The sequence below is a fragment of the Bradyrhizobium sp. KBS0727 genome (assembly GCF_005937885.2).
Classification (GTDB): Bacteria; Pseudomonadota; Alphaproteobacteria; order Rhizobiales; family Xanthobacteraceae; genus Bradyrhizobium.
Genome location: NZ_CP042176.1, coordinates 3,324,642 through 3,337,253 on the forward strand (window position 1 = coordinate 3,324,642; position 12,612 = coordinate 3,337,253).

Annotated in this window: 15 protein-coding genes; 13 read left to right on the forward strand and 2 right to left on the reverse strand. The window is 63.2% G+C overall.

The features are described 5' to 3' along the window. Positions 1–72: 72 nt before the first annotated feature. The 4 genes from dapA to FFI89_RS15210 are packed head-to-tail and all read left to right on the forward strand — an operon-like array spanning position 73 to position 2,522. Positions 73–963: a 4-hydroxy-tetrahydrodipicolinate synthase gene (gene dapA, locus FFI89_RS15195; RefSeq protein ID WP_138837820.1), complete on the forward strand. Its 891-nt coding sequence runs from the start codon at positions 73–75 to the stop codon at positions 961–963. 44 nt (positions 964–1,007) lie between these two features. Then, the gene (mscL, locus tag FFI89_RS15200) at positions 1,008–1,424 is read left to right on the forward strand and encodes a large conductance mechanosensitive channel protein MscL (protein WP_138837822.1); all 417 of its coding nucleotides are present in this window, start codon (positions 1,008–1,010) and stop codon (positions 1,422–1,424) included. A 1-nt stretch (position 1,425) separates the two neighbouring features. Continuing rightward, positions 1,426–1,899, forward strand: a complete 474-nt coding sequence (smpB, locus tag FFI89_RS15205) for an SsrA-binding protein SmpB (RefSeq protein WP_138837824.1) — start codon at positions 1,426–1,428, stop codon at positions 1,897–1,899. A 47-nt stretch (positions 1,900–1,946) separates the two neighbouring features. Next, entirely contained in the window at positions 1,947–2,522 is a 576-nt protein-coding gene (locus FFI89_RS15210) for a peroxiredoxin (RefSeq protein WP_138837826.1), read from the forward strand. Here FFI89_RS15210 and FFI89_RS15215 read toward each other — a convergent pair. Both FFI89_RS15215 and FFI89_RS15220 read right to left on the reverse strand, forming a co-directional pair. After that, positions 2,437–3,171, reverse strand: coding sequence for a uracil-DNA glycosylase (locus tag FFI89_RS15215; RefSeq protein WP_138837828.1), 735 nt, complete (start codon positions 3,169–3,171; stop codon positions 2,437–2,439). The two genes, FFI89_RS15210 and FFI89_RS15215, sit on opposite strands and share 86 nt — an antisense overlap. A gap of 58 nt (positions 3,172–3,229) precedes the next feature. Further along, on the reverse strand, positions 3,230–3,862 hold the full coding sequence (locus FFI89_RS15220; protein WP_092508103.1) for an NYN domain-containing protein: 633 nt from the start codon (positions 3,860–3,862) through the stop codon (positions 3,230–3,232). Between the two features lie 353 nt (positions 3,863–4,215). On the opposite strand from FFI89_RS15220, the gene rpoZ reads away from it, so the two are divergent. The 9 genes from rpoZ (at position 4,216) to recO (ending at position 12,512) form a co-directional block, all read left to right on the forward strand. After that, positions 4,216–4,608 carry a DNA-directed RNA polymerase subunit omega gene (gene rpoZ, locus FFI89_RS15225; protein WP_024512695.1) on the forward strand — a complete coding sequence of 131 codons (393 nt, stop codon included), beginning with the start codon at positions 4,216–4,218 and terminating at the stop codon, positions 4,606–4,608. Positions 4,609–4,896: 288 nt separating this feature from the next. Then, positions 4,897–7,188: a bifunctional (p)ppGpp synthetase/guanosine-3',5'-bis(diphosphate) 3'-pyrophosphohydrolase gene (locus tag FFI89_RS15230; RefSeq protein WP_138837830.1), complete on the forward strand. Its 2,292-nt coding sequence runs from the start codon at positions 4,897–4,899 to the stop codon at positions 7,186–7,188. A gap of 29 nt (positions 7,189–7,217) precedes the next feature. Continuing rightward, entirely contained in the window at positions 7,218–7,985 is a 768-nt protein-coding gene (locus tag FFI89_RS15235; protein ID WP_138837832.1) for a pyridoxine 5'-phosphate synthase, read from the forward strand. Next, positions 7,982–8,401, forward strand: a complete 420-nt coding sequence (acpS, locus tag FFI89_RS15240) for a holo-ACP synthase (RefSeq protein ID WP_138837834.1) — start codon at positions 7,982–7,984, stop codon at positions 8,399–8,401. The genes FFI89_RS15235 and acpS overlap by 4 nt, the downstream gene beginning before the upstream one ends. A 283-nt stretch (positions 8,402–8,684) precedes the next feature. Further along, positions 8,685–9,443 (forward strand): signal peptidase I, encoded by a 759-nt coding sequence (gene lepB / locus FFI89_RS15245; RefSeq protein ID WP_138837836.1) that lies wholly within the window; start codon positions 8,685–8,687, stop codon positions 9,441–9,443. Then, a complete protein-coding gene (gene rnc, locus FFI89_RS15250) occupies positions 9,440–10,258 on the forward strand; it encodes a ribonuclease III (RefSeq protein ID WP_138837838.1) in 819 nt (272 codons plus the stop codon). Before lepB ends, rnc begins: the two co-directional genes overlap by 4 nt. Then, entirely contained in the window at positions 10,248–11,177 is a 930-nt protein-coding gene (gene era, locus FFI89_RS15255; RefSeq protein ID WP_138837840.1) for a GTPase Era, read from the forward strand. The genes rnc and era overlap by 11 nt, the downstream gene beginning before the upstream one ends. A 41-nt stretch (positions 11,178–11,218) precedes the next feature. After that, entirely contained in the window at positions 11,219–11,599 is a 381-nt protein-coding gene (locus tag FFI89_RS15260) for a hypothetical protein (RefSeq protein ID WP_138837842.1), read from the forward strand. 160 nt (positions 11,600–11,759) lie between these two features. After that, positions 11,760–12,512: a DNA repair protein RecO gene (gene recO, locus FFI89_RS15270; protein ID WP_138837844.1), complete on the forward strand. Its 753-nt coding sequence runs from the start codon at positions 11,760–11,762 to the stop codon at positions 12,510–12,512. Positions 12,513–12,612 lie beyond the last annotated feature (100 nt).

Genomic DNA, 12,612 nt, shown 5'->3' on the forward strand with positions numbered 1-12,612 from the left:
GATCGCCGGACCCGGTATGAATTGAAATCCCATCATCGGTCGCGCCGTATCTGAAGCGTTTGGAGGAAGTCGATGGCAGCCAAGACAAATTTCCGGGGCTCCTTCACCGCCTTGGTCACGCCATTCAAGAACGGCTCGCTCGACGAGGCGGCCTTCCGCGGCCTGGTGAGCTGGCAGATCGAGCAGGGGTCGCACGGTCTCGTTCCCGTCGGCACCACCGGAGAGAGCCCGACCCTCAGCCATGATGAGCATCACAGGGTGGTCGAAATGTGCATCGATGAGGCGAAGGGTCGCGTTCCCGTGATCGCCGGCGCCGGCTCGAACTCGACCCGCGAAGCCGTCGATCTGGCTGTCCACGCGGAGAAAGCCGGCGCCGATGCCGTGCTGGTGGTGACGCCGTATTACAACAAGCCCACCCAGGAAGGGATGTATCAGCACTTCAAGGCGGTGAATGACGCGATCGGCATCCCGATCATCATCTACAACATCCCGCCGCGCTCCGTTGTCGACATGTCCGTGGAGACCATGACCCGGCTGTTCGAACTGAAGAACATCGCCGGCGTCAAGGACGCCACCGCCAATCTCGCCCGCGTCTCGCAGCAGCGCCACGCGATGGGGCCGGATTTCATCCAGCTTTCCGGCGAGGACATGACGGCGCTGGCCTATATGGCCGCCGGTGGACATGGTTGCATCTCGGTCGTCGCCAACGTGGCGCCGAAGCTGTGCGCCGATCTGATGTCCGCGGTCCTCAAGGGCGATTACGCCACCGGACTGAAAATTCAGGACCGGCTGGTACCGCTGCATGATGCGATCTTCAAGGAGCCGGGCCTTGCCGGGGCCAAGCATGGCCTCAAGCTCTTGGGGCGGCTGGACGAAGAAGTGCGCCTGCCGCTGATGACGGTGACGCCGCCAACCGGCGCGGTGATCCGCGACGCCATGGTGCATGCCGGCCTGATCAACTAAGGCGGCCGCTCGCTTCGCCCGTTGAACGAAAAAGGGAATCGATCATGCTGAAGGAGTTCCGCGACTTCGCGATGAAGGGCAACGTGGTTGACCTCGCGGTCGGCGTCATCATCGGCGTGGCCTTCGGCGCGATCGTGACCTCGCTGGTCGGCGATATCATCATGCCGGTGATAGGTGCGATCACCGGCGGGCTCGATTTCTCGAACTATTTCACCGGGCTTTCCGCGAAGGTCACGGCAACCAATCTGGCCGAGGCCAAAAAGCAGGGCGCCGTCTTGGCTTGGGGCAATTTCCTCACGCTGACGATCAATTTCATCATCATCGCCTTTGCGCTGTTCATGGTCATTCGCGGCATGAACAAGTTGAAGCGGAAGGATGAAGCGAAACCTGCCGAGCCGCCGAAGCCGTCGGCCGAGGTGGTGCTGCTGACCGAGATCCGCGATCTCCTCAAGAAGGCTTGATGTGGCCGAAAAGAACGAACGCCCGATCAAGGTCGTCGCCGAAAACCGCAAGGCGCGGTTCAACTACGCGATCGAGGACACCATCGAGGCCGGCATCGCGCTGACCGGCACCGAAGTGAAATCGATCCGCAACGGCAAGACCACGATTGCGGAATCCTATGCCGATACCAAGGATGGCGAGATCTGGCTGATCAACGCCAATATTCCCGAATATCTGCAGGCCAACCGCTTCAACCACGAGCCGAAACGCCCGCGCAAGCTGCTGCTGCACCGAAAGCAGATCAACAAGCTGATGGGCGCGGTCGATCGCGACGGCATGACGCTGATTCCGCTAAAGCTCTATTTCAACGAACGCGGGCGCGCCAAGCTGCTGCTGGCGGTCGCCAAGGGCAAGAAGCTGCACGACAAGCGCGAGAGCGAAAAGAAGCGCGACTGGGGCCGGGAAAAGGGCCGCTTGTTGCGGGCGCGCGGATAATCGGTGCGGGGAAAAGCATCGCAACGATCGATAGGACCCAGGCAGCCATGAACCAGAAGAACCTGCTCGAAGTCGACTGGAGCAAGATCCCGGCGCCATCGGACGATGGCGCGGCGAAGCATCTGGTCGGGATGGCGATCCCGCGGCTCGGCCTGCTGGCCACCGACGACACGTCGGTGACGTTGTCGGAATTGCCCGGCCGCACGGTCGTATTCGCCTATCCCCGAACCGGCGAGCCCGGCAAGATCAGTCTGGTCGATGACTGGGACATGATCCCCGGCGCACGCGGCTGCACCCCGCAAACCTGTTCGTTCCGCGACCTGTTCGCGGAGCTCAAGGCCGCCGGCGCCCGACATGTGTTCGGACTGTCGACGCAGGACAATGTCTATCAGACCGAGATGGCGTCGCGGCTGCATCTGCCGTTTCCAGTCCTGTCGGATGAAAAACTGGCGCTGACCCGCGCCCTTGATTTGCCGACCATGCAGGTAGCGGGACTGACGCTGATCAAGCGGCTGGCGATGATCGTCGACGATGGCGTCATCCGCCACGTGTTCTATCCGGTGTTTCCGCCCGACCGGAACGCCGGCGACGTGCTGGCGTGGCTGAAGAAAAATCCGGTTTAGCGTTATCCAAATCGGCGCGCACCTTCGCGAATACGTTGCGAAACATTTCCGGTGTTAGCACCCGCGTGTTGGTGTTGTAGCGCGAGCAATGATAGGTATCGTAGAGCCGGAGATGGCCGGCCTCGTGCACCGCGCCGTGCGCGAACGGCGCGGCGGCATTGCGAATGCCCAGCGCCTTCAACGTCGAATCATGGGCAATCCGGCCGAGCGCGACGATGGCGCGAAGCTTCGGCATCCCAGCCATCGTGGCGATCAGGAATGGCCGGCAGGTGTTGATCTCGACCGGCAGCGGCTTGTTCTGCGGCGGCACGCAGTGCACGGCATTGCCGATCCGGCAGTCGACCAGCTTGAGCCCGTCGTCAGGCCGAGCCTGATAGACGCCCTTGGCAAAGCCATATTCCAGCAAGGTGGCATAGAGCAGGTCGCCGGCGTAATCGCCGGTGAAGGGTCGTCCGGTGCGATTGGCGCCCTGCATGCCCGGCGCCAGACCGACGATCAGCAGCCGGCCCTTGGCATCGCCGAATGCCGGCACCGGCGAATTGAACCAGTCGGGGTGAAGCGCTCTGGCTTCTGCGCGAAAGTCGACGAGCCGCGGGCACAGCGGGCAATTGCGATCGGGTTGTGCGGAAGTGCTGATGGCGTTAGCCAAAACAAAAAGGCCTCGGTTCTCTTGGAGAGCCGAGGCCTAGCAGTTGATGGCGTGACGCTCAATCGTCGAATTCTTCGTCGTCGGCGCCGCGGGGCGCCATCGTGGTCGCGCGCTGCAGGAATTGCGGGGCGTGATGACGCGGCTCGCGCGGGGCAGGGCGTTCGGAAGGATCGCGGCCGAGCTTGGACTGCAGTTCGACGAGATCGGTGAAGACGTCGGCCTGGCGGCGCAGCTCGTCGGCGATCATCGGCGGCTGGCTCGAAATCGTCGAAACCACGGTGACGCGAACACCGCGCCGCTGCACGGCTTCGACCAGCGAGCGGAAATCGCCGTCACCGGAGAACAGCACGATCTGGTCGACATGTTCGGCGAGCTCCATGGCATCGACCGCGAGTTCGATGTCCATATTGCCCTTCACCTTGCGGCGGCCAGAGGCGTCGATGAATTCCTTGGTCGCCTTGGTGACGACGGTGTAGCCGTTGTAGTCGAGCCAGTCGATCAGGGGACGGATCGACGAATATTCCTGATCCTCGATAATCGCGGTGTAGTAGAACGCGCGAACCAACGTTCCGCGGCTCTGGAATTCCTTGAGAAGGCGCTTGTAGTCGATGTCGAAGCCGAGCGTTTTAGCGGTTGCATAGAGGTTGGCGCCATCGATGAAGAGCGCGATCTTGTTGGAAACTGGTGACATCAAGTGTTTCTCGCGTGGTTGTTAGCGTTTTTGGCGCAGCGGCGACGGACCGCGCGCACTTTTTGTGTTTCGCTGCCTAAAGTTCGGTGAATCGGGCCCCCCCACAGTCACCACTGTAATTATGGTGAGGGGAGGGCGAAAAACCTAGTCTTTTGATGCTGCAATGAAGAGATTTACTTGTCCTGTACGGCAACCCTGCCGCGTCTGGACGCTCCGGCCTTCTGGCCCCAGGGTGGGTTAGCAGAGCCCATTAGGAACGCAAATCACAAATTTAGTCTTGCGAAACCCCACCCACCGCTATAACTAGCCCCCATAACCAACATATTGGGCCCCATTTAACGGAGCGACAGTCTATGGCGCGCGTCACCGTGGAAGATTGCATTGATAAGGTCGACAACCGGTTCGACCTCGTGCTGCTGGCAGCACATCGTGCCCGGATGATTTCGTCGGGCTCACAACTCACGGTTGATCGCGACAATGATAAAAACCCCGTGGTTTCGCTGCGGGAAATCGCCGATTCCACCATCTCCCCGGAAGACCTGCGGGAGGAACTGGTTCATTCCCTGCAGAAATTCGTCGAGGTCGATGAGCCCGAGCCCGATACCGTGCCCTTGATCGGCTCAGCCGGCGCCAGCGTCGATGCCGACGATACCGAAGTCGCGGTCGAGCGGATGACCGAGGAAGAGCTCCTGAAGGGTCTCGAAGGCCTCGCGCCGCCGGAAGAGCAGCCCGAAGAGGACGAATAGTTCCGTACCGGGACGTCCTGAACTCCCCGATCTGTCAAAAGGCCCGGACATTCGTCCGGGCCTTTGCTTTTGTTGACATTTTTGCGGTTACCGTGCGTCCTTGGCGGAGGCAGCCGAAATCGCCGGAATCGATTTTCGCCGCAAGCTGGCCACGGGTTGGGCGTTGGATGGCCCGAAGCCATGCGAAAGTGAACGTTTCTGGGCTTTGAACGGGTGCAGCTTCGTTCGAAAGCGCATTAGATATCCAAAAGCGGGCCAATCCGGTCCGCGGAAGAAGGCAGTGATTCGATGGCGTTTTGGCGCCGCAGCCCCCGGCAGATGCAGGCCGCAACCGAGCAGGTTGCGGTGGCGCCGACGTCGCCTGTGGCGGAGAAGCCGAAGACGCCCCGCGCGCGCATGATGCGGCAATATGATCTCGTCGATCGCGTCAGGTCGTATAACCCCGACACCAACGAAGACCTGCTGAACCGCGCCTATGTCTACGCCATGAAGGCGCATGGCACGCAAACGCGCGCGTCCGGCGATCCCTATTTCTCGCATCCGCTCGAGGTCGCGGCGATCCTGACCGGGCTGAAGCTCGATGACGCCACCATCGTGGCCGCGCTGCTGCACGACACCATCGAGGATACCGAGGCGACGCGCGCCGAGATCGACCATATCTTCGGCCACGAGATCGGCGCGCTGGTGGAGGGGCTCACCAAGCTGAAACGGCTGGAGCTGGTCTCGCGCGAAGCCAAGCAGGCCGAGAACCTGCGCAAGCTGTTGCTCGCCATCGCCGACGATGTCCGCGTGCTGCTGGTCAAGCTCGCCGATCGCCTGCACAACATGCGCACGCTCGAATTCGTGCCGCACGCCTCGCGCCGCCGCATCGCCGAGGAGACGCTGGACATCTATGCCCCGCTCGCCGGCCGCATGGGTATGCAGGAGATGCGGGAAGAGCTCGAAGACCTGTCGTTCCATACGCTGGATCCGGAAGCCTATGCGGTGGTGATGCAGCGGCTCGACGCGCTGGCCGACCGCAACCGCAACCTGATCGGCGAGATCGAAAGCCAGCTCTCCAAGAACCTGCAGAAGAACGGCATCACCGCGCGGGTCTACGGCCGCCGCAAGCAGCCGTTTTCGATCTGGACCAAGATGGAGCGCAAGTCGGTCGGCTTCGAGCAGTTGTCCGACATCTACGGCTTCCGCGTCGTGATGCCGGATGTCGAGGCCTGCTACCGCGCGCTCGGCGTCGTCCACACCACTTGGCCGGTGGTGCCCGGGCGCTTCAAGGACTACATCTCGACGCCGAAGCAGAACGACTATCGCTCGATCCACACCACCGTGATCGGTCCCGGCAACCAGCGCGTCGAACTGCAGATCCGCACCGAGGAAATGAACCAGATCGCCGAATTCGGCATCGCGGCGCACGCGTTCTACAAGGAAGGCATGGGGTCGCCGACCGAGCGGCTCAAGCACGAATCCTCAGCCTTTGCCTGGCTGCGCCACACCGTCGGCATCCTCTCGGAAAGCTCCAATCCGGAAGAGTTTCTCGAACATACCAAGCTGGAGCTGTTCCACGACCAGGTGTTCTGCTTCACGCCGAAGGGCAAGCTGATCGCGCTGCCGCGCCAGGCCAACGTGATCGACTTCGCCTATGCCGTGCACACCGATGTCGGCAACAGCGCGGTCGGCTGCAAGATCAACGGCAAGTTCGCGCCACTGTCGTCCGAATTGCAGAACGGCGACGAGGTCGAGGTCTTGACCTCGCAGGCGCAGTCGGCGCCGCCGTCGGCCTGGGAATCGCTCGCGGTCACCGGCAAGGCGCGGGCGGCGATCCGGCGCGCGACCCGTACCGCGGTGCGGGATCAATATGCAGGCCTCGGCCGCCGCATCGTCGACCGCCTGTTTGCCCGCGCCAAGATCGAGTATGCCGACGACAAGCTGAAGGGGGCCTTGCCCCGGCTGGCGCGCACCTCGATCGAGGACGTGATGGCGTCCGTCGGCCGCGGCGAACTGAAGGCCTCCGACGTCGCCCGCGCCATGTATCCCGACTACAAGGAAGAACGGCTGGTGCGCTACGGCGCCAAGAAGAGCCTCGCGAGCAAGCTGAAGCTGCAATCCGCGCCGCATCCGGCGCGCAGCGCCTCTGTCATCCCGGTGCGCGGCCTGAATTCCGATCTGCCGGTCAAGTTCGCGCCGAACGGCGGCGCGGTGCCGGGCGACCGCATCGTCGGCATCGTTTCGCCGGGTGAGGGGATCACGATCTACCCGATTCAGGCGCCGGCGCTGAAGGATTTCGAGGAAGAGCCGGAGCGCTGGCTCGACGTGCGCTGGGACATCGACGAAACCATGCCGCAGCGTTTTCCGGCGCGAATTCTGGTGCACAACGTCAACGAGCCCGGCAGCCTCGCCCAGGTCGCCACCGTGATCGCCGAGCACGACGGCAACATCGACAATATCAGCATGTCGCGCCGTTCGCCCGACTTCACCGAACTGACCATCGACCTCGAGGTCTATGACCTGAAGCATCTCAGCGCTATCATCGCCCAGTTGCGCGCCAAGGCCGTCGTCGCACGGGTCGAGCGCGTCAATGGTTGAATTCTCCCGCCAGGTTTCGTGAGTCCGTCATGCCGAAAGCTCCTCCGCTGCGCCTTGGAGTCAATGTCGACCACGTCGCTACCCTGCGCAATGCGCGGGGCGGCGAGCGTCCGGATCCGGTGCGCGCAGCCCTTGCCGCGATTGCGGCCGGCGCCGACGGCATCACCGCGCATCTGCGCGAGGACCGCCGCCACATCCGCGACAGCGACATGGCCCGCCTCAAGGCCGAAATTTCCAAGCCGCTGAATTTCGAAATGGCGGCGACCGACGACATGCTGCGGATATCGCTGGCGACCAAACCGCATGCGGTGTGCCTGGTGCCCGAGCGCCGCGAGGAACTCACCACCGAAGGCGGGCTCGACGTGGTCGGCCAGCACAATGCGCTGGCGCCCTTCATCGCGCGGCTCAACGATGCCGGCATCCGGGTATCGCTGTTCATCTCCGCCGATCCAGCCCAGATCGAAATGGCGGCGAAGTTGCGCGCGCCCGTGATCGAGATCCACACCGGCGGCTGGTGCGACGCCGTGGTCGACGGCCACGCCGCGAAGGCCGAAGCGGAATGGCAGCGCATCGTCAGGGGTGCCACGCTGGCGCGCGCCGAGGGGCTTGAGGTTCATGCCGGCCACGGCCTCGACTACGAGACCGCCGAGACGATTTCCGCGCTGCCCGAGATCGCCGAACTCAACATAGGCTACTTCATGATGGGGGAGGCCTTGTTCGTCGGCCTCGGCGAAACCGTCCGGGCGATGCGGGCCGCGATGAACCGCGGACGCGCCAAGATCGCGAGCGGGCGATGATCCTCGGCATCGGCTCCGACCTGATCGACATCACCCGCGTCGCCAAGGTGATCGAGCGCCACGGCGACCGCTTTCTCGATCGCATTTTCACCGATGCCGAACGGGCCCGGGCGACGCGGCGGGCCAAGAGCGAGAAAATGGTGGTGGCGACCTACGCCAAGCGGTTCGCCGCCAAGGAGGCCTGTTCCAAGGCGCTCGGCACCGGCATCCGGCAGGGCGTCTGGTGGAAGGACATGGGGGTGGTCAACCTGCCCGGGGGCCGGCCGACCATGAAACTGACAGGCGGGGCGCTGACCCGGCTGCAGGCGATGACCCCTGACGGGTTCGAGGCGCGGATCGATCTGTCCATTACCGACGACTGGCCGCTGGCGCAGGCCTTCGTCATAATTTCGGCGGTCGTTCCCGGCAAACCGTGAACGCTGCAGGCGTTCGCGCCGGGAGATCGCGTCAAAACTAAAAAGTCGTTGATTTATCAATGGATTGGCAAGTTTTTATCGGGCGCTTGATTGCGCCACCGCGAACAACCGTCTAAAACGCCGCTAGCTTCAATATCGAGCCAGGGCCGATTCAGGTTTTCGCCGGAAATGGCCTTCAACATCAGTATCGAGACCATTTTCTTGACGCGAACGGACCTGCGATTCGCGTGAGGAAAACGTTCTGCCACCGTGCGGGCAAAGGCCTGCGGGAATTGGGAAAGCGATGAGCGTGACATCCGGCACAAAAACTGAAAGCGGCTTGGGTGAAACCATCCGCGTCATCATCCATGCTCTCCTGATCGCGCTCGTGATCCGCACCTTCCTGTTCCAGCCGTTCAACATCCCCTCAGGCTCGATGAAGGCGACGCTCCTGGTCGGCGACTATCTGTTCGTGTCGAAATATTCCTACGGCTATAGCCACTATTCGATACCGCTGTCGCCGCCGCTGTTCTCGGGCCGCATCTTCGGCTCGGAGCCGAACCGCGGCGATATCGTCGTGTTCCGCCTGCCCAAGGACGACTCCACCGACTATATCAAGCGCGTGATCGGCCTGCCGGGCGACCGCATCCAGATGCGCGAGGGGCTGCTCCACATCAACGACGTCCCGGTCAAGCGCGAGCGCCTGTCGGACTTCATCGGCGAGGATCCCTGCGGCTCAGACGCCACCGCCCGGGTCAAGCGCTGGAAGGAAACGCTGCCGAACGGCGTGACCTATGAATCGCTCGATTGCGTCGACAATGGTTTCTACGACAACACCAATGTCTACACCGTGCCGGCCGGCCATTTCTTCATGATGGGAGACAACCGGGACAACTCGACCGACAGCCGGGTGCTGTCGGCGGTGGGCTACGTGCCGTTCGAGAACATCGTCGGCCGTGCCCAGATGATCTTCTTCTCGATTGCCGAGGGCGAACATGCCTGGATGTTCTGGCGCTGGCCGACCGCGGTGCGCTGGAATCGTATATTCTCAATCGTGCGATGAACGACGAAACATCAGTCATCCACGATTCCGGGAACGCAGGCGAGCCGAGCCCAAAGCCCGAAGCCGGCGGCGAAGCCGTGCTCAAGAAGAAGCGCGGCAAGGCCGGCGCCAAGGCGGCGGCCGCGGCGATCGAGGCGCGGATCGGCTACAAGTTCGCCGATAGCGCGCTGCTGACGACCGCCTTCACGCATGTTTCCGCGCTGAAGCCCGCGACCCGGCACCGTGCCGACAGCTATCAGCGCCTCGAATTCCTCGGCGACCACGTGCTCGGGCTGATCATCTCCGACATGCTGTATCGCGCCTATCCGCGGGCCGACGAGGGCGAATTGTCCAAACGCCTCGCCGATCTCGTGCGCAAGGAGAGCTGCGCCGACGTCGCCAAATCGCTGGGGCTGCTCGACGACATCAAGCTCGGCGCGGTCGGCGCCGGCGCCGGCGCGCGCTTAAGAAAATCCGTGCTCGGCGACATCTGCGAAGCCGTGATCGGCGCGATCTATCTCGACGGCGGTTATGCCGCGGCGGCGCAATTCGTCGAGCGCAACTGGCTGGAGCGGATGCGCAAGCCGCGCCGGCCGCTGCGCGATCCGAAGACGGTGCTGCAGGAGTGGGCCCAGAGCAAGGGACTGCCGACGCCGGTCTATCGCGAGATCGAGCGCACCGGGCCGCATCACGATCCGCAATTCCGCGTTGCCGTCGATCTGCCGGGCCTCGAGCCCGCCGAAGGTCTCGGCGGCTCCAAGCGCGCGGCCGAAAAGGTCGCGGCTTCCGTAATGATCGAACGCGAAGGCGTTAGTGGCGCAAGCAATGACAATTGAATCTTCAACCGATAGTGCGCCCGCCGCCGCCCGCTGCGGCTTTGTCGCGCTGATCGGTGCGCCGAATGTCGGCAAATCCACGCTGGTCAACGCGCTGGTCGGCTCCAAGGTCACGATCGTCTCGCGCAAGGTGCAGACCACGCGGGCGCTGATCCGCGGCATCGTGATCGAGGATAACGCCCAGATCATCCTGGTCGACACGCCCGGCATCTTCTCGCCCAAACGACGCCTCGACCGCGCCATGGTGTCGACGGCCTGGAGCGGGGCTCATGACGCCGACCTGGTCTGTGTGCTGCTCGATGCCAAGGCCGGCATCGACGAGGAGGCCGAGGCGATCCTGAGCAAGCTCGCCACGGTCCAGCATCCGAAGATCCTGGTCCTGAACAAGATCGATCTGATCCCGCGCGAGAAATTGCTGGCGCTGGCGCAGGCCGCCAACGATCGCATGAAATTCGAAAGCACCTTCATGATCTCGGCGCTGTCCGGCGACGGCGTCGACGATTTGCGCAAGACACTGGCGAAGATGGTGCCGCCGGGACCGTTTCACTATCCCGAAGACCAGATGTCGGACGCGCCGCTGCGGCATCTGGCGGCGGAAATCACCCGCGAAAAGATCTATCGCCACCTGCATCAGGAACTGCCGTATCAATCCACCGTCGAGACCGACAGCTGGACCGAACGCAAGGACAAGTCGGTCCGCATCGAGCAGACGATCTTTGTCGAGCGCGAGAGCCAGCGCAAGATCGTGCTCGGCAAGGGCGGTGCCACCATCAAGTCGATCGGCGCGGAGTCGCGGAAAGAGATCGCGGAGATAGTCGGCTTCCCCGTGCACCTGTTCCTGTTCGTCAAGGTACGCGAGAACTGGGGCGACGACCCCGACCGCTACAGGGAAATGGGCCTGGATTTCCCAAGGGAATGATTCGGGAATCATCTGGAAAAGAAAGAACAACCGGCGCCCCGATGAACGTACCGAGGAACGTGCTGTGGTTTGAGGTTCTGCTGTATCTGTCGCTGACGCTGGATGCGGTGTCGGTAGCGTTCCAGGACCGTACGCCGACATCAGCAATGACCGAACAGATGATCCATGTGGCGACCGTGATGGCGGCCGGCTTGATCCTGCTCTTGGTCTATTTCGTCCGACTCGCCGCGCAGCACCGCAGAAACTGGCCGCGCTGGGCGCTCGCCGCGGCATTGGTCCTGTCGGTGATCTCGCTGATCCAGGTGATCGGCGAGGCCGGCGTGCAACTCGACAGCGCCATCGAGGTCGTCTCCTGCGCACTGACGGCGGCAGGGCTGTATTTTTCGTTCACCGGCGATGCCAAGGGCTGGTTCAACGCGTGAAATTATCGTCGTCATTCCGGGGCGATGCGAAGCATCGAACTAGGATGTGCGGTTGCACATCCGAGAATCTCGAACTTCCGGGTCTGGTCCTTCGAACCATCCCGGAATGACAACTCAGCTATAGCTGCGCCCACCGCCGGAATCCTGTAAGCTTCCGCCCATGGAATGGACCGACGAAGGCATCGTGCTCGGGGTGCGCAGGCATGGCGAATCCTCCGCCATTGTCGAGCTTTTGACGCGCAGCCACGGCCGGCACCTTGGCCTCGTGCGCGGCGGTGCGGGCAAGCGGATGCGGCCGTTGCTGCAACCCGGCAACAGCGTCACCACGGTGTGGCGGGCGCGGCTCGACGAGCATCTCGGCTATTACGTCGTCGAAGGCACGCGCTTGCGCGCGGCGACGCTGCTGGCGTCGGCGCACGCGACCTATGGCATCACCCATCTGGCCTCGCTGGTGCGGTTGTTGCCGGAGCGCGATCCCCACGAGGACATCTACGAGATGCTCGAGCGGACGCTGGACGATTTCGACGACGTCGGCGAGGCCGCGGTGCATCTGGTCCGGTTTGAGCTCGCGATGCTCGCCGAGCTCGGCTTCGGACTCGATCTGGAAAATTGCGCCGCCACCGGCGCCACCGTTGACCTGGTCTATGTCTCGCCGAAATCCGGCGGCGCGGTGTCGCGGGGCGCCGGCGAGCCGTACCGTGAGCGTCTGCTGCGGCTGCCGCCATTCCTGCGCGAGGGGGAGGCCGGCTCGAACGGCTGGTCGGACCAGGACCTGCAGGATGGTTTCCGGCTGACCGGTATGTTTCTGCTCCGCCACGTGCTGGAACCGCGCGGGCAGGGCCACTCGGATGCCAGGGACGGGTTCATCAATGCGGTGACCCGGCACAGGTTGCGAATCAGTTCGGCGGGTTGACCCGGCTCTCCAAACTCGTGGTCTCAGCGCACGCAGGGATGCATACGCCGAGGCCCGTCAATGGGAGTCCTCGCGCCAGCCGTTTTTCGCCACAAACACC